At 54.8% G+C, this 22,579-nt stretch carries 16 protein-coding genes; 9 read left to right on the top strand and 7 right to left on the bottom strand.

The window, feature by feature from the left end; all coding sequences use genetic code 11:
- Positions 1 to 6 precede the first annotated feature (6 nt).
- Positions 7 to 1,020 carry a DUF2268 domain-containing putative Zn-dependent protease gene (locus B5F38_RS01840; protein WP_087407609.1) on the bottom strand — a complete coding sequence of 338 codons (1,014 nt, stop codon included), beginning with the start codon at positions 1,018 to 1,020 and terminating at the stop codon, positions 7 to 9.
- Between the two features lie 248 nt (positions 1,021 to 1,268).
- On the opposite strand from B5F38_RS01840, the gene B5F38_RS01835 reads away from it, so the two are divergent.
- From B5F38_RS01835 to dnaA, 3 genes are all read left to right on the top strand, one after another.
- Positions 1,269 to 2,429, top strand: coding sequence for an N-acetylmuramoyl-L-alanine amidase (locus B5F38_RS01835; RefSeq protein ID WP_087407608.1), 1,161 nt, complete (start codon positions 1,269 to 1,271; stop codon positions 2,427 to 2,429).
- A 34-nt stretch (positions 2,430 to 2,463) separates the two neighbouring features.
- Positions 2,464 to 3,348, top strand: coding sequence for an MlaD family protein (locus tag B5F38_RS01830; RefSeq protein WP_087407607.1), 885 nt, complete (start codon positions 2,464 to 2,466; stop codon positions 3,346 to 3,348).
- A 348-nt stretch (positions 3,349 to 3,696) separates the two neighbouring features.
- A complete protein-coding gene (dnaA, locus tag B5F38_RS01825) occupies positions 3,697 to 5,097 on the top strand; it encodes a chromosomal replication initiator protein DnaA (protein WP_087407606.1) in 1,401 nt (466 codons plus the stop codon).
- A gap of 100 nt (positions 5,098 to 5,197) precedes the next feature.
- Here dnaA and B5F38_RS01820 read toward each other — a convergent pair whose 3' ends face one another.
- On the bottom strand, positions 5,198 to 5,947 hold the full coding sequence (locus B5F38_RS01820; protein ID WP_087407605.1) for a nitroreductase family protein: 750 nt from the start codon (positions 5,945 to 5,947) through the stop codon (positions 5,198 to 5,200).
- Positions 5,948 to 6,353: 406 nt separating this feature from the next.
- On the opposite strand from B5F38_RS01820, the gene B5F38_RS01815 reads away from it, so the two are divergent.
- The 5 genes from B5F38_RS01815 (at position 6,354) to B5F38_RS01795 (ending at position 14,797) form a co-directional block, all read left to right on the top strand.
- Positions 6,354 to 8,885 carry an adenosylcobalamin-dependent ribonucleoside-diphosphate reductase gene (locus B5F38_RS01815; RefSeq protein WP_087407604.1) on the top strand — a complete coding sequence of 844 codons (2,532 nt, stop codon included), beginning with the start codon at positions 6,354 to 6,356 and terminating at the stop codon, positions 8,883 to 8,885.
- Between the two features lie 283 nt (positions 8,886 to 9,168).
- Positions 9,169 to 9,732: a flavin reductase family protein gene (locus tag B5F38_RS01810; protein ID WP_087407603.1), complete on the top strand. Its 564-nt coding sequence runs from the start codon at positions 9,169 to 9,171 to the stop codon at positions 9,730 to 9,732.
- Positions 9,733 to 9,736: 4 nt separating this feature from the next.
- Positions 9,737 to 11,149, top strand: a complete 1,413-nt coding sequence (locus B5F38_RS01805) for an amidohydrolase family protein (protein ID WP_087407602.1) — start codon at positions 9,737 to 9,739, stop codon at positions 11,147 to 11,149.
- A gap of 20 nt (positions 11,150 to 11,169) precedes the next feature.
- On the top strand, positions 11,170 to 12,018 hold the full coding sequence (locus B5F38_RS01800; RefSeq protein WP_087407601.1) for a helix-turn-helix domain-containing protein: 849 nt from the start codon (positions 11,170 to 11,172) through the stop codon (positions 12,016 to 12,018).
- A 97-nt stretch (positions 12,019 to 12,115) separates the two neighbouring features.
- Positions 12,116 to 14,797, top strand: coding sequence for a 4-alpha-glucanotransferase (locus B5F38_RS01795; RefSeq protein WP_087407600.1), 2,682 nt, complete (start codon positions 12,116 to 12,118; stop codon positions 14,795 to 14,797).
- A 141-nt stretch (positions 14,798 to 14,938) separates the two neighbouring features.
- Here the strand turns inward: B5F38_RS01795 and cysK are convergent, their stop codons facing one another.
- From cysK to B5F38_RS01775, 4 genes are all read right to left on the bottom strand, one after another.
- Entirely contained in the window at positions 14,939 to 15,886 is a 948-nt protein-coding gene (gene cysK / locus B5F38_RS01790; protein WP_087407599.1) for a cysteine synthase A, read from the bottom strand.
- Between the two features lie 47 nt (positions 15,887 to 15,933).
- On the bottom strand, positions 15,934 to 16,782 hold the full coding sequence (gene nfo, locus B5F38_RS01785; RefSeq protein WP_087407598.1) for a deoxyribonuclease IV: 849 nt from the start codon (positions 16,780 to 16,782) through the stop codon (positions 15,934 to 15,936).
- Positions 16,783 to 17,094: 312 nt separating this feature from the next.
- A complete protein-coding gene (locus tag B5F38_RS01780) occupies positions 17,095 to 18,672 on the bottom strand; it encodes an arylsulfatase (protein WP_087407597.1) in 1,578 nt (525 codons plus the stop codon).
- Between the two features lie 185 nt (positions 18,673 to 18,857).
- Positions 18,858 to 19,433: an HdeD family acid-resistance protein gene (locus B5F38_RS01775; protein ID WP_158096821.1), complete on the bottom strand. Its 576-nt coding sequence runs from the start codon at positions 19,431 to 19,433 to the stop codon at positions 18,858 to 18,860.
- 132 nt (positions 19,434 to 19,565) lie between these two features.
- Between B5F38_RS01775 and B5F38_RS01770 the strand changes: the two genes are divergently transcribed.
- The gene (locus tag B5F38_RS01770; protein WP_087407595.1) at positions 19,566 to 20,402 is read left to right on the top strand and encodes an AraC family transcriptional regulator; all 837 of its coding nucleotides are present in this window, start codon (positions 19,566 to 19,568) and stop codon (positions 20,400 to 20,402) included.
- A gap of 81 nt (positions 20,403 to 20,483) precedes the next feature.
- Here the strand turns inward: B5F38_RS01770 and ftsH are convergent, their stop codons facing one another.
- Positions 20,484 to 22,340 (bottom strand): ATP-dependent zinc metalloprotease FtsH, encoded by a 1,857-nt coding sequence (gene ftsH, locus B5F38_RS01765; protein WP_087407594.1) that lies wholly within the window; start codon positions 22,338 to 22,340, stop codon positions 20,484 to 20,486.
- Positions 22,341 to 22,579: the final 239 nt, after the last annotated feature.

The following is a 22,579-nucleotide window of genomic DNA, read 5'->3' as shown; positions in this document are numbered from 1 at the left end:
TTCAGTTTATCCGTTGTATTTCGATTCGGCCAATATCTCGCCGGCATCGTCGGGCGAGGTCAGCAGTTCGGCCGCACTTCTCTTCTTCTCCTGGGCATATCGCTTGACTATCTGGTAGCCGATCCAGCGGCCCAGCCGGCCCGGTGAGTCCTGATGCAGCACGGCCACGAAGGGGGCCGGTTCCACATATTTGTGGATGAGCATCGACTCGGTGTTGAACAAGTGCTTCTTGCTCACCACCTGGTGCCAGATTTCGGCCTCGTTGGTCTGGCACCACTGCGCCTGCTCGTCGGTGTAGCCCAGCAGGCGGTATTCGTCGGCCTCGGGGAATATCGAGGCGAGGGCATAGAGAATCTTCCCCTCGTAGACCATGCGGTCGAGCAGAGCATTGCGTTTCGATTCGTAGGGGTAGCGGGTGCGCAGCCACACCTCCAGAGCGTCGTAGGCTATGCGGCCGCTCTCGTGCAGCCCCCGTTCATATATATAATAGCGTTGTTCGTAGAGCGGGTAGTCGGCCCCCAGGTAGCAGTCGAGCGAGATGGAGAGCAGCGAGTCGACCGTAACAATCGACTGGTTCAGCCCCGACACATGGGTGAGCAGGCGGGGACGCGGTGCCTGCGGAAAGAGCTCGCTGTACCGGTCGAAGCCCTGTTGCAGGGCGGCAATCCAGGCGGTGTCGCTGGCGAAGTGCGACTCGGTATCGGCATAGAGTTGGGCAATGGCTTCGTGGGTGAGAAACAGGTTCAGCCCCTCGCGGAAGTCGGGAGCATCGCCCAGCCCCAGAATCTGCCGGCAGTAGACGGAGAAGAAGGGGGCGTATTTCTCCCTGAAGCCGGCCGCCGCGGCGGTGTCGGTCTGTTGCACGTAGGCCGGGAGTTCGCGGTCGAACCGTTCGATGGTCACGGGGTGTCGGGTTACGGAGCTCCGGGCCTCCGAAGCTTTTCCGTTGCAGGCGATGAAGGCCGCCGTCAGCAGGCATATCGCCATGGCATAGCTGTTTTGTTTCAGGTGTCGTATCATATACACGCTTTTTGTCTCGCTTTTGCAAAAATACTTTTTTCTTTCGAGAAAGCCATCGGTGCGAATCCAGTTTTACGATTTGAGTATAAGGCAATAAATCTCCTTGAAATTGACATCTTTTTCGAGCTTTATTTATACCTTTGCATTTGAAACTGCGAAATAGGCCCGGATGGTACGCCGCCTGTTTGGCAATTTGTCAGGATTCCGGCGGGGCCGGGTCTTGTGTTAATGATAGCAGATACTGGTTTATGAAACATTCATATTGCTTTACGCGGGTGCTCTCCCTCCTTTTTGCATTTGTGCTCGGGCTCTCGGTCGTTTCGGCCAAAGACTTCGTGCTGGTCATCGATGCCGGTCACGGAGGGCGCGACGCGGGTGCCCTTGGCAACAAGGCCAAGGAGAAGGACATCAACCTGGGGGTAGCCCTGAAGCTGGGGCGCATGGTGGCCAACAATGTGCCGGGGGTGAAGGTGGTCTATACCCGCGACAAGGATGTCTACCTCACCTTGCAGGAGCGGGCCGATAAGGCCAACCGGGTGGAGGGCGACCTCTTCATCTCGATACACACCAACTCGATCGACAAGAAATCGCCCAACCGCAAGACCGTGGCCGGTGCCTCTACCTGGACGCTGGGTCTGCACCGCAGCAAAGAGAACCTCGAGGTGGCCAAGCGTGAGAACTCGGTTATCTATCTCGAGAACGATTTCTCTACCCGTTACGAAGGGTTCGACCCCAACTCGACCGAGTCGTACATTATCTTTGAATTCATGCAGTACAAGCATATGGAGCAGAGCATCAACTTTGCCTCGGACATACAGCACGAGTTTGTATCGGTAGCCAACCGCGTGGACCGCGGGGTGCGGCAGGCCGGATTCTGGGTGCTGGCCAAGACCGGCATGCCGGCGGTTCTGGTCGAGCTCGACTTCATCTGCAACCCCACGCAAGAGCGGTTCCTCACCTCGGAGAGCGGGCAGACCAAGATGGCCCAGGCCATTTACAATGCCTTTGTCAAATACAAATCGGATTACGATCGCAAGCAAAACTCGCGCAAGGGTTCGGCCCCTGCGGTCACCTCGTCGACTCCGGCTCCTGCTCCGGCTCCTGCACCTGCCGAAGTAGAGAAACCGGCCCCCGCCAAAACTCAAACCGGCAAGGCCGAACAAGACGACGCCTCGGGTGTTACCTATTACAAGGTGCAGTTTATGGCGCTCCCCCGCAAGTTGCCGGCCAACTCCAAGGAGTTCAAAGGCCTCTCGCCTGTCGAATGCTACAAAGAGGGGAGCATGTATAAATACACCTATGGGAAATCGACCGATCGAAATGGTATACAGCAACAATATAAAAAGGTGAAATCGTTGTTTCGCGATGCCTTTATCATCCAGTTCCGTGACGGAAAGCGTGTAAAGTGAGAAACAAGACGATCGCCCAACTAAAAAGAATAATATGAAAAAGTGGTTTGGAAAAGAAGCAAAGATTGCCCTCTCGGTGCTGATTAGCATCCTCATTCTGTATGTAGGCATCAACTATTTGAAGGGCATCAACGTGATGAAACCCTCTAATTACTATTATGTGCAGTTCCCCAGCGTGGGCGGGTTGGCCCAGTCGGCCCCGGTGATGATCGACGGCTACAAGGTGGGGCTCGTGCAGGAGATTGTGTACGACTACGACACGAATCAGACCATCAAGGTACTGTTGAATCTCGATAAGAAACTGAAGATTCCGGTCGACAGCCGGGTCTACCTCGAGACCGATATGTTGGGAACCTCGTCGGTGGTAATCGACCTGAATCCCCACGTGAGCGAATACTACGAGCACGGAGCCTTGCTGCAGGGCGAAGTGAAGTCGGGGCTGATGCAGAGCCTCCAGAGCGAGCTGCTGCCCCAGGTTGTCGTGTTGTTGCCCAAACTCGACAGCATCTTGTCGGGGTTGCAAACCCTGGTCAACGATCCGGCTCTGGTCTCGTCGGTAAAACGGCTCGATCGCATTACGGCCAATCTGGAACGCTCGTCGGTACAACTCTCGGGCATGATGCAAAACGATGTCCCCGTGATACTCGACAACGTGCAGGGCATTACGGCGCAGATCAACCAATTCTCCGATACCCTCAATGCGCTGCCGTTGCAGTCGACCATGGCATCGGTGCAGAAGACCAGTTACAATCTGCAGCAAATCACCTCGCGGCTTACCTCGCCCGACAACAGTCTGGGGCTGTTGTTGAACGACCGGGGGCTTTACGATCGGGCCAATGGTGTGCTGGGCAGTGTCGATTCGCTCATGATCGACTTGCGGCTTAATCCCAAGCGATATGTACACTTCTCGCTGTTCTGAGAAGAGTAACAGATTTTCCTTATTTAGAATCGATATAAATAAGGAGGAATCTGCAATTTTTTTGTAATATTCCCAAAGCTACCCTTATAGGGGTGTGTTTACCCAATGGGAGAGAGGTGCTGGAAATGTGCCGAAAAACATATAAAGGTTTGTAATCGCTTGAAAGATAAAGTGATGATAGATTGTGAAAACGGAAAAAATATCTCGAGAGACGATATTTTATAAGAACTTTGAAATCAACCGTTTGTAACTGAAATGTAAAAAGCAAATATTTTGCGATTTGTTTTTGCGGAAAAATAATTTGAATTTTGTACACGCAAAAGTTTTTTGATAGAAGATTTACATAAAATGGGTTCAGAACAACATGTTCAGTTGTGGGACCAATGTCTAACAATTATCAAAGACAACATAGCCCCCGAGGCGTTTGAGAGTCTGTTCAAGCCGATTACTTCGTTGGGTGTTGATGGCGATAATGTGTTGACTTTGCTTGTCCCTTCACATTTCGTGATAGAGCAGATCGAGGAGCACTACCTCAACCTGCTGAAAAAGGTTTTGCCTCGCATCTATGGGGCAAACGTCAAGTTGGTGTATCGTGTGCAGATTGTCCGTCAGCCCGAGGCTACGGTCGACCTCTCTGCTACGACCAAGTCGACCGCTGTCAAGAAAATGCAGCAGGCGATGCCCGACCTTTTGGACCCGTTCAAACAACGCGTATACGATGAGCTCGACCCCCGTCTGAACCCGATTTACACTTTTGAAAGTTATTATCAGGGGGCAAGCAACATGTTGGCGCGTGCGGCTGCCGAATCGATTGCCGAGAATCCCGGTCGCAATACCTTCAACCCCTTGTTTCTCTTCGGTGAGTCGGGGGTGGGAAAGACCCACTTGATTCAGGCCATAGGTTTGCGCATCAAAGAGAACATGCCGGCCAAACGGGTGCTTTACCTGTCGGCTCACGACTTTCTGGTGCAGTATACCGATGCCGTGCGCAACAATCGCGTGAACGACTTTATCGGCTTCTATCAAAGCATCGACGTACTGTTGATGGACGATATTCAGGAGTTTGCCGGGAAGACCCAGACCCAGAATACCTTCTTCCACATCTTTAACCATTTGCATCAGAGCAACAAGCAACTGGTACTCACCTGCGACCGTCCGCCGGTCGAGCTGGTGGGCATGGTTTCGCGTCTGTTGACCCGCTTCAAATGGGGTTTGACAGCCGAGGTGGAGCGTCCCGACTACAAGTTGCGCTACGATATTCTCATGAGCAAGGTACACCGCGACGGCTTGACCATCGACGAGTCGGTAATCGACTACATCGCCCGCAACGTGACCGACAACGTGCGCGACCTCGAGGGGGTTATCGTTTCGCTCATGGTACGTTCGAGCGTCTTGAAGAAGGAGATTTCCATCGAAATGGCCGATCAGGTGCTGGCTGCCAGCGTGAAGATGGTGCAGAAGCAGATTACCATCGATACCATCAAAGAGGCGGTTTGCGGCTATTACGGCCTGGATACCTCGCGCCTGCTCGAGCGCACGCGCAAGAGAGAGGTGGTTGTGGCCCGTCAGATGTCCATGTACCTGGCCAAGAAATACACCAGCCTTTCGCTGGCCGGTATCGGCGACGTGCTGGGCAAGAAAGACCACGCTACCGTGCTGCACGCCTGCAAGACCATCACCGAACAGATAGGGGTAGACAAGAAGTTGCGGAGCGATCTCGAGGAGATTGAGCAACGGATACAAGGATAACCTCCATAGGGATACAGAATAACGAAAGAGGCCCGGAACGCTGTTGTTCCGGGCCTCTTTCGTATCGTTGCAGGGGAGGGTGTTGAACTCTCTCCGTCTCTTATTCGGGCATTTTGAAGCCCTGTTTCACAATGAAGTCGAGGAAGATTTTGGAGAACAGTTCGTTGTTCTCGCGCGTGTAGCGCACGTCGGTGAATACCTGAGCCAGAGTCTCCTTGTGGTTCTCGGCTACGAATTGCCGGTTCTCGGGCAGACTCTCTTTTTCGGCATAGAGGCGCTGTATATCCTCGGGCGTGTAGTCGCGGTAGCTCTCGTGGTGAACAATCGCCTCGAGGGGCAGGCGGTCTACCTGGGCGGGCATGTCGGCCGGATAACCTACGGTGAGGGTGGTAATGGGGATCACCAGACGGGGCAGTTGCAGGGCTTCGGCAATCTGGGGAGCGTTGTAGGTGGTAGTGCCCAGATAGCAGCAGCCCAGACCCGAAAGCTCGGCTGCGGTGCAGAACTGCTGAGCCACGAGCAGGGCGTCGATGGCTGCCGTAACGAACGACTGGAAGTTGTCGTAGCCCGGTTGGGCGTGGTTCAGCTCGCACCATTTTACAAACCGGTTAAAGTCGGCGCAGAAGGTCAGTACCACCGGCGCGTGGGTGACGGTAGGTTGGTTGAAGTGGGCCGGAGCCAGTCGCTCTTTGTTCTCCCGAGTGCGGGTAACGACGACGCTGTACACCTGCATGTTGCCCGTTGTGGGGGCACGAAATGCCGTTTCGAGAAGTTCGTTGAGCAGACGGTCATCTATCTCCTTGTCGAGATATTGCCGTATCGTTCTTCTCTCTTTCAAACTCTTTATCATAGGTAATGGGGATTTGAAGTGATAAGTTCGTAGTAGCAAAGATAATGAAAATATTTGACAACGGCGGTATGGTAGTTGAGCTGATTGCCCACGAATTTGTCCTGCAAGTGCTTGAAAGCGGCAATAATTGAGGACTGTCGACGATGTCGATTTTACCTTGTGCTTCTCTCGGTGGATTGCTCGATTTTCAAAAACGGAAAACTTTTTGTTATAGGTGAAAATGTAAATATCTGATAATCAAATATTGTTCGTTTTAAATTGGGAAACTTTGAAAATTGTTGATATTTAAAAATGATATTATTTGTGTATGTAGAATGTTTTTTATAAACTTGCACCGTAAATCTTTCTGCTGAAAAATCTTTGTCTAAAATTAACTAATTAACATAATAGAAAAAATATTTGTCTCGTGGAACCAACTATTTATACTTATGACGAGGCTTATCAGGCGTCGTTGGAGTATTTCAAGGGAGATGAGCTGGCTGCCCGTGTGTGGGTAAACAAATATGCTCTGAAAGATTCGTATGGGAATATCTATGAAAAGACTCCCGACGATATGCACTGGCGTATCGCCAATGAGATTGCTCGTATCGAGCAACGGTATCCTAACCCGCTTTCGTCGCAAGAGCTGTTCGATTTGATGAGATCGTTCCGCTACATCGTGCCGCAGGGAAGCCCCATGAGTGGCATTGGTAACAACTATCAGGTGGGGTCGCTCTCCAACTGTTTTGTGATTGGGCTCGATGGTGCCCCCGACTCGTACGGCGGCATTATCAAAATCGACGAAGAGCAGGTGCAACTGATGAAACGTCGCGGTGGTGTAGGTCACGACCTGTCGCACATCCGCCCCAAAGGTTCGCCCGTCAAGAACTCGGCCCTCACCTCTACGGGGCTGGTACCCTTTATGGAGCGTTACTCCAACTCGACCCGCGAGGTGGCTCAGGATGGCCGTCGCGGTGCGCTGATGCTTTCGGTATCGATCAAACACCCCGACTCCGAGTCGTTCATCGACGCCAAGATGGTCGAGGGACGTGTGACGGGTGCCAACGTGTCGGTGAAGATTCACGACGACTTTATGGAGGCTGCTATCGAAGGCAAGCCCTACATCCAACAGTTCCCCATCGACTCGCCCGATCCCAAGGTGACGAAGGAGATCGACGCGCAAGCCCTTTGGAAAAAGATTGTGCACAATGCCTGGAAATCGGCCGAACCCGGCGTACTCTTTTGGGATACCATCATCAGAGAGTCGGTACCCGACTGCTATGCCGACCTGGGCTTCAAGACCGTATCGACCAACCCTTGCGGCGAGATTCCCCTCTGTCCCTACGACAGCTGCCGTCTGTTGGCCATCAACCTCTACTCCTATGTAGTCAATCCGTTTACCCCGGAGGCCTATTTCGACTTCGACCTCTTCCGTAAACATGTGATGCTGGCACAGCGCATCATGGACGATATTATCGACCTTGAGATGGAGAAGATCGACAAGATTATCGAGAAAATCAAGGCCGACCCCGAGACCGACGAGGTGAAGAGCACCGAGCTCAACCTGTGGTACAAGATACAGAAACGTACCCTGCAAGGCCGTCGTACCGGTGTGGGCACCACGGCCGAGGGCGATATGATTGCCGCCATGGGTTTCCGCTACGGAACCGAAGAGGCTACCGACTTCTCCGAAAAGGTACATCGGGCTTTGGCACTGGCCGCTTACCGTTCGTCGGTGACGATGGCCAAGGAGCGTGGCGCCTTCTCGATTTTCGATGCCGACCGCGAGACCAACAACCCCTTCATCAAACGGTTGAAACACGAAGATGAAGAGCTCTATGCCGACATGTGCAAGTACGGGCGTCGCAACATTGCCTGCCTCACCATTGCACCCACGGGTACTACGAGTCTGATGACCCAGACCACCTCGGGCATCGAGCCGGTATTCATGCCGGTTTATCGCCGTCGCCGCAAGGTGAACCCCAACGATCCCGCCGTACATATCGACTATGTCGACGAGACGGGCGATGCCTTTGAAGAGTATGTGGTTTATCACCATAAATTCATCACCTGGATGCAGGTAAACGGTATCGAGGTGAAAAAGAATTATAGCCAGGAAGAGGTCGATGCCCTGGTGGCTCGCTCTCCTTACTATAAGGCTACGGCCAACGACATCGACTGGTTGCAGAAGGTGCGCATGCAGGGCCGCATCCAGAAGTGGGTCGACCACTCGATTAGCGTTACCATCAACCTTCCCTCCGACGTGAGCGAAGAGATGGTGGGTCAGCTCTATGTCGAGGCTTGGCGCTCGGGTTGCAAAGGCTGTACGGTCTATCGCGACGGCTCTCGCTCGGGTGTGCTCATCTCGGCCAAGAAGGAAGAGAAGAAACCCGTGGTTCCCGCACAAGCCGAAACGCTGGTACGCCCCATCGAGCTCGAGGCCGATGTGGTTCGCTTCCAGAACAACAAGGAGAAGTGGATTGCCTTCGTGGGTCTGAAAGATGGCAAGCCTTACGAAATCTTCACCGGTCTTGCCGACGACGACGACGGTATCTTCTGCCCCAAGAATGTAGTGAAGGGTAAGATTGTGAAGGCCGTAAACCCCGACGGTACGAAGCGTTACGACTTCCAGTTCTCCAACAAGCGCGGTTACAAGACCACCATCGAGGGACTCTCCGACAAGTTCAACCCCGAGTATTGGAACTATGCCAAACTCATCTCGGGAGTACTTCGCTACGGCATGCCCATCCCGCAAGTGCTCAAGCTGGTATCGAGCCTCGAACTCGACAGCCAGTCGATCAACAGCTGGAAGAACGGTGTAGAGCGCGCTCTGAAGAAATACCTGCCCAACGGCACCAAAGCCAGTGGGCAGACCTGTCCGAATTGTGGTAACGAGACCCTCATCTATCAGGAGGGATGCCTCATCTGCACTTCGTGCGGTACTTCGCGTTGCGGATAATTTTGGTTACCTACGATAAGAAATGAAAGCTCCGGGGCGGATTCTGCAAAGGGTCCGCCCCGGTTGTTTTTTCCCGAGGAAGCTCTTTCTCCGGGTGTGGGGGATGGAGATGTCGGTCGGGAGTAGGGCAGGATACCGACCGTGTTCGGGGAGTTACGGTTGTCGTATAGCTCGGTAACGGTAGTATTGAGCTTTTCGATAACGATAAATGAGCCGTAAACTAACGCGCTTTTAATTTCGCTGCTGTAGTTTTGCAACAGAAAACCAACATATATTTATCGTTATGAAAAAGAATATCGGAAATTCAATGGCACTTTATCCCACCCCTGCGGTTGTGGTGGGTGCCCAGGTAGAGGGAAAAGCCACGTGGACTCTGGTAGCCCATGTAGGCATTGTGGCTCACGACAGGCTGCTTGTCAGTCTGCATGCCTCGCACTACATCAACCGGGGCATTAAGGAGAGTGGCCGGCTGTCGGTCAATATCGTTACCGAAGAGTGGCTGCCGAAAGCCGATTACTGCGGTATCGTGTCGGGGCACAAGCAGGACAAAAGCACCCTGTTCGAGTCGACGGCAGGCGAGGAGGGGACACCTATGGTGAACGAATCGCCCTTGACCATGGAGTGTCGGGTCGAGGATGTGTATGTGTGCAACGGTTTCGAAAACTTTATTTGCAGCATTGCCCACACCTATGCCGATGAGAGCATACTCAACGACCGGGATAAAATCGACTACAACCGGCTCAAACCGGTGCTGTTCGAGTTTCCTACCTATCAGTATCTGCGCACGGGCAGTGTCATAGGGCTCTGTACCGAAGCCGGAAAACAGTATGAAGCGAGTCAAGCATAGGCCTATGAAACGGTGGTTGTATCTTGTGATTCTCCTTATGATTGGCAATTTCACCGGCCATGCCCGACAGGTAGTCGATGTGCATAGCCACAACATTCTGCCCGATTATCGGCAGGTGCTTGCCCGGCATCATGCCGAGCTGGAAGAGGGGTTCCCGCTCCCTGCCTGGGATGTCGATTCGCACTTGTCGTTTATGGACAGTGCCGGCATTGCCTGCACGGTGTTGTCGATGCCGGCTCCGCAACCCAGTTTCGGCGACAGCGAGGAGTGCCGGCAGGTGATACGGGCCTGTAACGAATATGGTGCCCGACTGAAAGCGGCCTATCCCGATCGCTTCCGCTTTTGTGCTGCCCTCCCTCTGCCCGATGTGGAGTCGGCCGTGGCCGAGGCCATCTATGCCCTCGATACACTGGGGGCCGATGGGGTGAAACTGGCGACCAACAGCCGGGGGCAATACCTGGGCGACGAGGCTCTCGACCCCCTGATGGAGGTGTTGGATAGCCGGCGGGCCGTCATCCTCATTCATCCGCACAAGCCGGTCCCGGTCAACGAGCCGTTGACCGGGCGGGTTCCTCTGGCCGCCTGTGAGTATTTGGCCGAAACGACCCGGGCTCTGATGAACATGCTGGCACGCAACCTGCTGGTGCGTTATCCTCATGTAAAGGTGGTTGTGCCGCATTGCGGCTCGTTCCTGCCGTTGGCTGTTCCTCGCATGAAGGCGATAATGCCGGCCTTGCAGGCTCGCGGCTCGATGGGCGAGGTCGATATGGAGGCCAACCTCTCCCGGCTCTATTACGATTTGGCCGGTGCCGCTTCTCCGGCCGTTATCCGCACTCTGCTCACCATTACCACGCCCGACCATATCCTGTACGGTTCGGACTATCCCTACCAGCCGGCCGAGGTGCTCACTCGCAACCTGCGGCAGTTGGAGGAGGCTCTGGAAGCCGATGGGGAGCTGTCGGCCTATGCCGATCTCTTCTTGCACGAGAATGCCGCCCGGCTTTTCGATTTGCCGTCGGAGGGCGAGGCGGGTACTGCATTGGCCGAGCGTTCGTCGGTTGTCGAGGCCGAGGTCGATACCGCCATGCTGGTGCGCATCTCCGAGATAGAGATCTATCCCCAATACCGGGATGCCTATCTCGAGGCGGCGTTGGAGGTGGGGGCTACCTCGGTTCGCGAAGAGCCGGGAGTAATAGCCATATTCCCCATGATTCAGCAACGCGACTCCTGCCAGGTGCGCATCCTCGAGATATATGCCAGCCCCGAGGCCTATCGCCATCACATCGGTACCGCCCATTTCCAGACCTACAAGCAGGGTACGCTGCACATGGTCAAGACACTCGACCTGGTCGACATGATACCGATGAACCCGGCTGCCATGCCCGAAATATTTCGCAAGATGCAGCGTGTAAAGTAACTCTGTATTATCTTTGCTACATGAACGAAACGATAGACCATCTGATTAACTACGGCAATATCCTGCTGAGTTGCAGCATCCCCCACGACATGCACCTGGAGCATCGCATGCCTGCACACTCCATTATTTTCGTGCGCTCCGGCAAGCTGGTTATCGAGGGGCGGGAGACGACCGACGAGGTCATGGCCGACAACTTCGTGTTTGTCCGCCGCGACTGCTCGGTCAACGTCACCAAGGAGCCGCTCGACGGGCATCCCTACCGGGGTATCAATTTCTCTCTGCCCCGCAAGGAGCTGAAGGAGTATTACAACCGGGTGGCTGCCACCTGCAAGCGGCTGCATGGCCTCGGCCCGATAGGCAAAACGGTGAATGTGCTGCCCCGGACGGTTGCCTTGAAGAGCCTCTTCGACTCGTTTCTGCCCTATACCGATAGCGGCGAGACACCTTCCGACGAGTGGTTGCGGCTGAAGGTGCACGAGGCCGTGATGTGTCTGCTTGCCATAGACGACCGTTTCTATCCGACTTTGTTCGACTTCAACGAGGCGTGGAAAATCGACCTTCTGGATTTCATGGAGAGCAACTATACCGAAGACCTTACGCTGGACGAGTTTGCCTCCTACACCGGGCGGAGCCTGGCCACCTTCAAGCGCGATTTTGCCAAAATCAGCACCCTGTCGCCGCAACGCTGGATTACGGAGCGGCGGCTCGAGGAGGCCCGGCGGCTGCTTCTCGAAGGGGGCGTATCGGCACAGGATGTCTGTTATCGGGTCGGGTTCAAGAACCGGTCGCACTTCTCACAAGCCTTCAAGAAGCAGTATGGCTATTCGCCCCTGCATTGCCTGAAACAGAATCGGGAAGATTCATTTTAAATCAAAAACTTTTCGCGAAAAAGGGGGACGACGGGTATCGGTTTCTGTATAAAGTTTTCTATCTTTATGACTCCAATTTTTAACAAAGAGGATTGTCATGAAAATAACATTTGAGATATACTACCACACCCGTTGGGGCGAGTCGCTCATGCTTTCGGGCGAGACCGAGCAACTGGGCTCGGGCGACGAGAGCCGGGCCGTGGTGATGGATTGCCGCGGCGGTGACCTGTGGAGCTACACCATCGAGGTGCCCGCGACGATAGCCGCCTTTGAGTATCGCTATCTGGTCAAGTCGGGCGACTCGGTGCGCCGGGAGTGGAACCGTCCGCACCGCTTCGTGCCGGGGCAGAAGGCCACCGAATATCGGTTGCTCGACCGCTGGCGCGACACTCCCGCCGACCTGCCGTTCTACTCTTCGGCATTTACCCAGGGCATCTTTTTCCGTCAGCATCCCCAGCCGCAACCCGGGGTACCGGCGGCCGGTACGGTGACGTTCAAAATCTTCGCTCCGCAGCTGCGCCCCGACGAGCAGTTGCTCCTGGTGGGCAGTGTGCCGGCTCTGGGCAACTGGGAGCCGAGCCAGGCTCCGGCGCTCGACGATACCGACTTTCCCGAATGGCATCTTACCCTCGATGCGGCTCAACTGGGCCCCTCCTTTGAATACAAGTTTGTGGTGGTGCGCACGCAGCAGCGCGAAGTCGTGGCGTGGGAGACGGGTGCGAACAGGGTATATACCGATTCGGAGCTCTCGCCTTCGACGGCAGTCGTCGTGTCGGGGTTGCTCTTCAACGGGCCCGAACGTCCCTGGAAAGGGGCTGGTACGGCCATCCCGGTATTCTCATTGCGTACCGATTACGGTTTCGGTACGGGCGAGTTCCTCGACCTGAAATATCTGGTCGACTGGGCGCTGCGCACGGGGCAATCGTTTATCCAGCTGCTCCCGGTCAACGATACCACCCTGACGGGTAGTTGGTGCGACTCCTATCCCTATAACGCCAACTCGACCTTTGCCCTGCACCCGCAGTATCTGCGCCTCTCGGAGGTGGGCCGGTTGAGCGATGAGGCCCGGCAGGCCCAGTTCGACGCCTTGCAGCGGGAGCTGAACATGCAGCCCGATGTCGACTACGAGCGGGTGAACCGCGCCAAGATGGAGTACCTGAACCTGCTCTTCGACGAGCAGGGCGACGACACCCTGTCGAGCGAGGGGTTCAAGCAGTTTTTCAAGGAGAACAAGTTCTGGTTGCAGCCCTATGCCGCCTTCAGCAGCTTGCGCGACCGTTTCAAGACGGCCGACTTCACCCGTTGGGGCGAGTTTGCCAGCTACGACGAGTCGATGATTGCCGACTACTGTGCCGTGTGGAGCCCGTGGTACCGTTCGGTTGCCCTCTACTACTACATACAGTATCACCTGCACCTGCAGCTCTCCGAGGTGCGCGACTATGCTCACCGGGCCGGAGTGGTGCTGAAGGGCGACATCCCCATCGGCATCAGCCGCACCAGTGTCGACGCGTGGGTCAACCCCGATCTCTTCCGCATGAATTGTCAGGCGGGTGCTCCCCCCGACGACTTCTCGATCGAGGGGCAGAACTGGGGATTCCCCACCTACGACTGGGAGGTGATGGCGCGCGACGGCTATGCCTGGTGGAAAGCCCGCTTGCGTCACATGTCGCGCTATTTCGATGCCTACCGCATCGACCACATCCTGGGTTTCTTCCGCATCTGGGAGATTCCGCTCGATGCCGTTCACGGTCTGCTGGGCCACTTCCACTCGGCCATGCCGCTCTCGCCCGACGAGCTGGCGCAGAAGGGATTCCGGTTCGATGCTTCGTGGCAGACGGTCCCCTATGTGCGGGAAGAGTCGTTGCACGACATCTTCGGGGCCTATACCGACGAGGTGAAGACGCGCTTCCTGGTCGACAAGGGGAACGGCCGCTGGGACCTGAATGTGATGATGGATACCCAGCGCAAGGTGGTCGACTATTTTTCGGGGGCCGACGACGAGATGAACGTACTGATTCGCGATGGCCTGTTGAAGCTGCTCGACGAGGTGCTCTTCCTCGAAGACCCCGACCAGCCGGGATACTATCACCCCCGCATTATGGGCAACCGCACCCAGGCCTACCAGGCTCTCGACGATGAGCAGAAGGCCTGCTTCGACCGCCTTTACGAAGATTTCTTTTACTGGCGTCACAACGATTTCTGGAAAGCCGAAGCCCTGCGCAAACTGCCCGTGCTCGTAGCCTCGACCGATATGCTGGTTTGCGGCGAAGACCTGGGTATGATACCCGGCTGTGTGCCCGAGGTGATGAAGCAGTTGCAGATTCTCTCGCTCGAGATACAGCGCATGCCCAAGGAGTGGAACTGCGAGTTTGGCGACGTGAGCCGCTATCCCGTGCGGTCGGTATGTACCACCTCGACCCACGACATGTCGGGCATCAGAGGGTGGTGGCAGGAGGATCCCGCGCGCACGCAGCGCTACTTCAACGAGGTGCTGGGCGAGTCGGGCCAGGCACCCGCTACCTGCGAGCCTTGGATTTGCGAGCGCATGGTCGAGCTGACGCTCTCGGCTCCCTCGATGCTGGCTATTCTGCCCTTGCAGGACTGGCTCTCGATCGATGGCCGCCTGCGCCGCAAGAACCCCGACGAGGAGCGCATCAACATACCCGCATGCCCGCACTACTATTGGCGTTACCGCATGCATCTCTCGCTCGAGCAACTTTTGGCCGAGGGGGTATTCAACACCCGTTTGCAGGAGATGATTGCCCGTAGCGGGAGATAGCCCGGGGCAGAGCGCTTGCGCAACGATACAGGAAAGAGATAAGAAAAGGCCATGGCAATGCTCGGTAATCGAGTGCGCCATGGCCTCTCTGTTTCTTATGTTCTTATGGGTAGCCCGGGTTGCCCCGGACAACCGCCGGGATTAGAGCTTGTACCCCTCGAAGTCGTAGAGTACGGTCGAGAGGTAGCGTTCGCCCGTGTCGGGCAGCAGCACCACAATCTTCTTGCCTCGGTTCTCGGGGCGTTGGGCCAGTTGGGTAGCGGCCCATGCGGCAGCCCCCGACGAGATACCCACCAGCATCCCCTCGGTCGAGGTGAGCTCGCGGCTGGTGCGGATGGCGTCGTCGTCGGTCACGGCGATAACCTCGTCGACTACCGAAGCGTCGTAGGTCTTGGGCACGAATCCGGCACCGATGCCTTGCAGCTTGTGCGGCCCGGGTTTACCGCCCGACAGAACAGGCGAGCCGGCCGGCTCTACCCCCACGATGCGGATGGCCGGGTTGTGGCTCTTCAGCCCCCGGCCCACGCCGCTCACCGTGCCGCCGGTGCCTACGCCAGCCACGAATATGTCCACCTCGCCGTCGGTATCGCGCCATATCTCTTCGGCCGTCGTCTTTACGTGGGCAGCCGGGTTGGCGGGGTTTTCGAACTGTTGCAGAATCACGCTGCCCTCGATGCGCTCGTTCAGCTCCTGTGCCTTCTTGATGGCACCCGTCATCCCTTCGGCTCCCGGGGTGAGTACCAGTTCGGCCCCCAGGGCTTTGAGCAGATTGCGACGCTCGAGGCTCATGGTCTCGGGCATGGTGAGGATGAGGTGGTACCCCCGGGCCGCAGCCACGAAGGCCAGCCCCACGCCGGTGTTGCCGCTCGTGGGTTCGATGAGGGTGGCATGCGGTTTCAGTATGCCCCGCTGTTCAGCATCGTTGATCATCGAGAGGGCTACCCGGTCTTTCACGCTGCCGGCCGGGTTGAAATACTCCAGTTTGGCAATGACCGTAGCCTCCAACCCGTGTGTGCGGTTGTAGTTCGAGAGCTCCAGCAGCGGAGTGTTCCCAATCAGGTCGGTCAGACTTTTAGCTATCTTTTTCATTGTTCAAGTCGTTTTTGTAGTTCTACAATCAGATAGGGGGCTGCACGTTATCGGGCGGCAGCCAGTTCGTAGAGGCGGGCAATCTCCTGCGGCCAGAGGCTCTCGTCGGGCGTCTCGAGAATGAGGGGGATGTTGTCGAAACGCGGGTCCTGCATCAGCCGCTCGAAGAAGCCGATGCCCAGCACGCCGGCCCCCAGACTGTCGTGGCGGTCGACGCGCGAGTTCAATCCCTTCTTGGCATCGTTCAGGTGCATGCCCCGCAGATAGTTGAATCCGATTATCCGGTCAAACTCTTTCCACGTCTGCTCATACCCCTCGGGCGTAGCCAGGTCGTAGCCGCCGGCAAAGGCGTGGCACGAGTCGATGCACACCCCCACGCGGCTCTTGTCCTCCACCTGGTCGATGATGGCAGCCAGATGTTCGAAGCGGAACCCCACGTTGCTGCCCTGTCCGGCCGTATTCTCGATGACGGCCGTTACCCCCTGCGTCTTTTCGAGCGTCAGGTTTATCGACTCGGCGATGCGCGAGAGGCACTCGTCGATCGAAATCTCCTTCAGGTGGCTGCCCGGGTGGAAGTTCAGCAGCTTCAGCCCCAACTGTTCGCAGCGCTGCATCTCGTCGAGAAAAGCCTTCCGGCTCTTCTCCAGCCCCTCGGCCTGCGGGTGTCCCAGGTTGATGAGGTAGCTGTCGTGAGGCAGGATGTGTTCGGGGGCAAAACCATATTGTGCGCAGTTCTCGCGGAACTGTTGTATACTCTTCTCCGACAAGGGTGCCGACTGCCATTGCCGTTGATTCTTGGTAAAGAGAGCGAAAGCCTTCGCTCCGATGGTGTGTGCGTTTACCGGGGCGTTCTCCACGCCACCCGAAGCACTTACATGAGCTCCAATGTATTTCATATCGTTGTCTGTTTCGTTTTTTTATCTGTACAAATATAGTGAAAGGCGAGAGCAGAGACAAAGGAAAACACAGTTTTCAACTTTGACAGTGCCGAGCCGCCTCCTGTATTCTGGAAATATAGTGAAAGGCGAGAGCAGAGGCAAAGGAAAACACAGTTTTCAACTTTGACAGTGCCGAGCCGCCTCCTGTATTCTGGAAATATAGTGAAAGGCGAGGGCAGAGGCAAAGGAAAATACAGTTTTCAACTTTGACAGTGCCGAGCCGCCTCTCCCCGAAAAAGAAGGAGACCATTCGGAGCAGCCAACTGGAGTCTACTCTTCGCGACCGCTTTGGTCGTCATTTAGATTTTTGTAGAAGTCGATGCGTTCGTGCCACGGTTTATCCTCCAGGGGGAGGACCAGGTGTGCTTCGGCCCAACGATTCCATTCGTTTTCCAGCGACTTTACCTTTTCGGGGAAACGGGTGGAGAGGTCGTGTTGTTCGAACGGATCGGCATCGAGATCAATCAACTCCCAAGGTTCGTTCCGGTTGTTTCGTACCAGTTTCCAATGTCCCGATATGACGGCACACGAACTTTGATGTTCGAAAAACAGGGTGCGCGGTTGTATCTCTTTTCCCTCGATAGCCGGCAGCAGGCTGATACCCGGCAGTTGGGCATGGTCGAATTGTCGGCTGGGATAGATGGCCGAGGCCAAATCCATACAGGTAGGCAGAAGGTCGATGATGTGAGCCGGTTGTCGACAGATGCCACCCTTTACGGGGTTCTTGTCGGTATCGCCAAACGTGAAAATAAAGGGGGTACTTGTCCCTCCCTGATAGCACCATTGCTTGTAACTGCGGTAAGGCGTGTTGGAGAGATCGGCCATCAGCTGTCCCAGATAGCCGCCCTCCAGGGTCGCACCGTTGTCGCTAAGGAACAGGAATATGGTATTTTCCAGGGTCCCTTTTTCACGGAACGCTTCGACAATTTGGCCTATACCGTCGTCCATGATTTCAATCATGGCTGCATAGGTGGCCATATCCTGTACCCATTGTCGGCGTTGATCCTCGCTCAGCTCCTCCCAGGAGGGGCGTTTACCGCCGAACTCTCGGTCGTATTCCGGCAACTCCATATCCGAGGGAACGAGCCCCATGGCCTTTTGTTTCTCGAATCGCTGCCGGCGCAAAACATCGTAGCCTGCCCGGTAGCGCTCCATACACTTCTCTACCCGGTCGGCCGGAGCTTGCAAGGGGAGGTGCGGTGCATAGTAGGCAACATACAGAAACATGGGAATCTGGGCTGGATGCTGGCGGATAAAGCTGGTAGCCGAGTCTGATATGGCTGTGGTATAGTAATAGTCGTCGGGGAAGTCGGTAACTGGAGTCAAGTCGTTATATACCGGCGTGGGAGAGTAGTAACTGCCTCCTCCCGAGAGGCAACCGTAATAGCGGTCGAATCCGCGTTGCACGGGATAGCTGCCGTTGGGGGCATCGAAGGCTCCGTCGACCGTCACATGCCATTTGCCGCTCATGTATGTGCCGTAGCCGTTGGCTTTCATCACCTCGGCTATGGTAGGATACTCTTTCGAGATCTGACCTCTGTATCCGGGACGATGTTCGTCGACGGCTGTCATCCATCCCATGCCGGCCTGATGTTGATAGCGGCCCGTCAGAAGCGAGGCCCGAGAGGGGCAGCTTCGCCCCGTGTTCTTAAATTGGCTGAAATGCATGCCTTGGCTGGCGAGGCTGTCTATGTGCGGTGTTTGTATTTCGCTCCCGTAACAACCTAAATCGGAAAATCCCATATCGTCGCACATGATCAATACGATATTGGGGGCGGTTGTCTCCTGGGCAGTGACAGAAAAGCTGGCCGGGCCCAGCACAAGAGGAACGAAAAGCAGACGTTTCATATACAATTTTATGAGGCGTGAGTAAAACAGGTACTAAAGATAGTACAATTTTCTCATTGCATCGACGAATGTCGGCTATCTTTTTTGTACAAAAAGAGGCTATGACGATGATTTTCGTATCGTCATAACCTCTTTCGTAGAGAGCCGTTGTTGCATAACGGCATATTCAAAGGATGATAGAGAGCCTATTCTTCTTGCAGGGCGCGGTTGAAGCTGTGCATCTTAAATGCCAATACGATACGGAATATTCCATACAGAATGAACGATACCCCGATGTAGACGAGAATAAACAGTCCGCCAAAGATAGGTGTGGTGAGGAAGAGGAACGAGCAGATCAGGCTCAGTATGTTGCAGGCCAGCAGCCACCCCCAACCTTTTATAGGCAGGCGGGCAAGTTCGCACGACTCGCAGATGCCGATAATCGAGTGGAACAGCATCCAGAATCCGAATACGTAGACGATAGTGGTTGTCACAAGTACCAGAGGCAGCATGTAGAGCCATACTCCCAGTAAGAGTTCTATGATACCGCGGGCCAGGTCCCAACCCCAATAGTCGTTCCACTTACGGTTTGTAAAGGCCGATGCAATATTGAAGATACCCCCGACAATAAGGATGGCAACGAAAAAGAGGGTGAGTACGGCCAGCGAATCGATAGGGGTGGAAAAACAAAGGATACCACCGACAATACTCAGTATACCTGCCAGCAGGGATATCCACCAGTATTTGAAGGGCTTTTGATGTAAACGCATTTCATTTAACATAGGACTTTGTTTTTTAGAATTAACGGCGATAAAGATAGACGGGATAGGTTGCATTCTTATTATCATTGTAGTTCTAAAAATGTGCATTATTTCTTATTTTTGTCGTAGAAATTTAGAAACTGGGCGGTCGGTATGGACGAAAGAATATTGAATCACGAGGGCGAATTTGCATTTAAGGAGTTGACCGAGGTGCTTGGACGCGATTTTCAGGGACAGTCGTTTATCTCCGAGGGTTTCATATTTAACCTTTGCACCAGCGGGTCGATGAAGATACGGCTCAATTACAGTGAGTATGAGGTTTCGACCAAAGATCTGTTGGTCGTTACGCCGAAGCAGATATTCTCGGTGTTGCATTATTCGCCCGATTTCGAGGCGAAGGTCCTGTTTATTTCGCTCGATTTTGTCCGTCATATCCCTGTGACCCCCGATTTCGATTGGCTGAAGAATATAAATTCGTGGCCCTACGTATCGCTGAGCGACGAGAAGGTAAAAGACCTGGTCGAGCTCTATGCAATGATCGAGCGGTATAACGATGGAGCAGGGATGTCGGAAAAGATTAGAACTTCGTTGGTCCTGTCGTTGCTGTTGATTGTGGCATCGACATTTGAAAATTCGGCGAGGGTCGACAATCTGTCATGCTCGCGGGCCGAGTCTATCACGAGGCGTTTTTTCGATTTGCTGCTGCAACACTTCGAGCGTGAACGTACCGTTGCGTTCTATGCCGGTGAATTGTGCGTAACCCCCAAATACCTGTCGGGGGCTGTAAAGTCGATTACCCACTATTCGGTACAGACGTGGATTAACGAGGCTGTGCTTTTCGAAGCCAAGCGGGCGTTACGGGCTACCGATTTGACGGTACAGCAGATTTCTGAAAAGTTGCATTTCCCTAATGCTTCTTCCTTTGTCCGGTTTTTCAGGACTCATATCGGCGTCTCTCCGTTGCGCTACCGTCGTATGAAGGAGGAATAAAGAAAAGGCGAAACCGATTCGGAGAAAAATCTCCATACGGTTTCGCCCGGTCGAATATGAAACGCAATAACAGTCTGTCTTTTAATCTTTGGCGGTGCACTCTTCGACAATCTTCATGAACTCGTCGCCGGTGATGGTCTCCCGTTCGGTCAGGTAGGCTGCGGCCCGGTGCATGATTTCGGTGTGGCTCTTGATCATCTCCTTGGCTTTCTCGTGAGCTGAGGTGATGAGGTGCAATACCTCTTTGTCTAGGTCGGCGGCCGTGCTGGGCGAACAGATGAGCGAGTTGTCTCCGCCCAGATAAGCGTTGCTGGTCGTTTCGAGTTCCATCATGTCGTAGCGGTCGCTCATGCCGTAGCGGGTCACCATGGCACGGGCCAGTTTGGTGGCCTGTTCGATGTCGTTCGAGGCTCCGGTAGTGACGATACCGAACATCACCTCCTCGGCCGAGCGTCCGCCCGTGAGGGTGACGATGCGGTTGAAGAGGTCTTCGCGGCTCAAGAGCGACTGCTCCCCGCGGTCGACCTGCATGGTGTAGCCCAAAGCACCCGAGGTACGGGGGATAATGGTGATTTTGTGTATCGGGGCCGAGTGGGTCTGCAAGGCGGCCACCAGAGCGTGCCCTATTTCGTGATAGGCGACAATCTTCTTCTCGTCGTCCGACAGGATTTTGTTTTTCTTTTGAGCACCGGCAATGACGGTTTCGACACTCTCTTCCAGGTCGGCCGTGGTAATTTGCTTGCGTCCCATGCGTACGGCCCGCAGGGCGGCCTCGTTTACGATGTTGGCCAGTTCGGCACCCGACGAGCCGGCGGTGGCACGGGCCACCAGGTCGACGTCGATATTGCCGTGGCGTACTTTTTTCAAATGAACCTCGAGAATGGCTTTCCGTCCCTCCAGATCGGGGAGTTCCATCTGTACCCGGCGGTCGAACCGGCCCGGTCGCAGCAACGCTTTGTCCAAGCTGTCGGGGCGGTTGGTGGCGGCCAGTATCACCACACCTTTGCGGCCGTCGAAGCCATCCATCTCGGTGAGCAGCTGGTTCAGGGTCTGTTCCCGTTCGTCGTTGCCGCCCAGTCCGGTGTCGCGGCGTTTGCCTATGGCATCGATTTCGTCGATGAAGATGATGCAGGGGGCTTTCTCACCGGCCTGTTTGAAGAGGTCGCGCACCTTGGCTGCACCCATACCGACGAACATCTGTACAAACTCCGAACCCGATATGGCGAAGAAGGGCACCTTGGCCTCGCCGGCTACGGCTCGGGCGATAAGGGTTTTGCCGGTTCCCGGAGGGCCTACCAGCAGGGCTCCCTTGGGCAGGGTGGCTCCAATCTCGGCATATTTCCCGGGGTTGTGCAGAAAGTCTACGATTTCGGCCAACATCTCTTTGGCCTCCTCCTGTCCGGCCACATCGGCAAAGGTGGTCTTGATGTCCGACTCGGCATAGATTTTGGCACCGCTATTACCGAATGACATGAAGTTACCGCCCGATTTCATCCGGTTCTGGAGACTCTTTCCGATTTGTCTCCAGAGAATATAGAAGAGCAGACCCGGCAGAATCCACATCAACAGGAAATCGAGCAGGGGTGAGTTTTCGCGAGGAACGATTTGGGTAAATTCTATTTTGCCGTTGTCGTTGGGACTGCTGGCATGCAGCAGTCGGTCTACCAGTTGGGGGTCGTTGGCTTCGCCGGTTTGGTAGGTTATCTCTTTGTCTTTTTCTTGAGTTATGAAGTAGATTTGATTGCTCTTGATAGCGACCTCTTTTACCAGACCGCTGTCTACTTTTTCGACAAAAGTGCCGTAGTCGGTTGTGACAATTCGGTTTCCCGACAGACTGGGCATAATCAATCCGTTCAGCAGTAAGAGGATTAAAATACTCCCTAAAAAACCGGTGTAGGGATTGACCCGTTTGGGGGGTTGATTTTGTTCTTTTTTCATACGATGCTTTTCTTGGGTGCGAAAGTCGTTATTTTTGTTCCATTATTCGTTATCGAATAGTCTGAAAAAGTGTGCAATATTTCCTCAATGCAGATGGTTGCCCCACTTGCATGATTGGGAACTGTATGGAAAAAGAACCGCGAGGAGTCGTTGCCTTGTTTCGAGACGTCGGGGTAGGGGCAGGCCTCGCCCGTATTAGCAGCGAGTCGTTTGTCGATTGTGTTCTTACCCGCATCGAA

The organism is Barnesiella sp. An22 (assembly GCF_002159975.1).
Lineage (GTDB): Bacteria > Bacteroidota > Bacteroidia > Bacteroidales > Barnesiellaceae > Barnesiella > Barnesiella merdigallinarum.
Note: the sequence above shows the minus strand (reverse complement) of the source record. Positions and strands in the feature narration are given on the sequence as shown.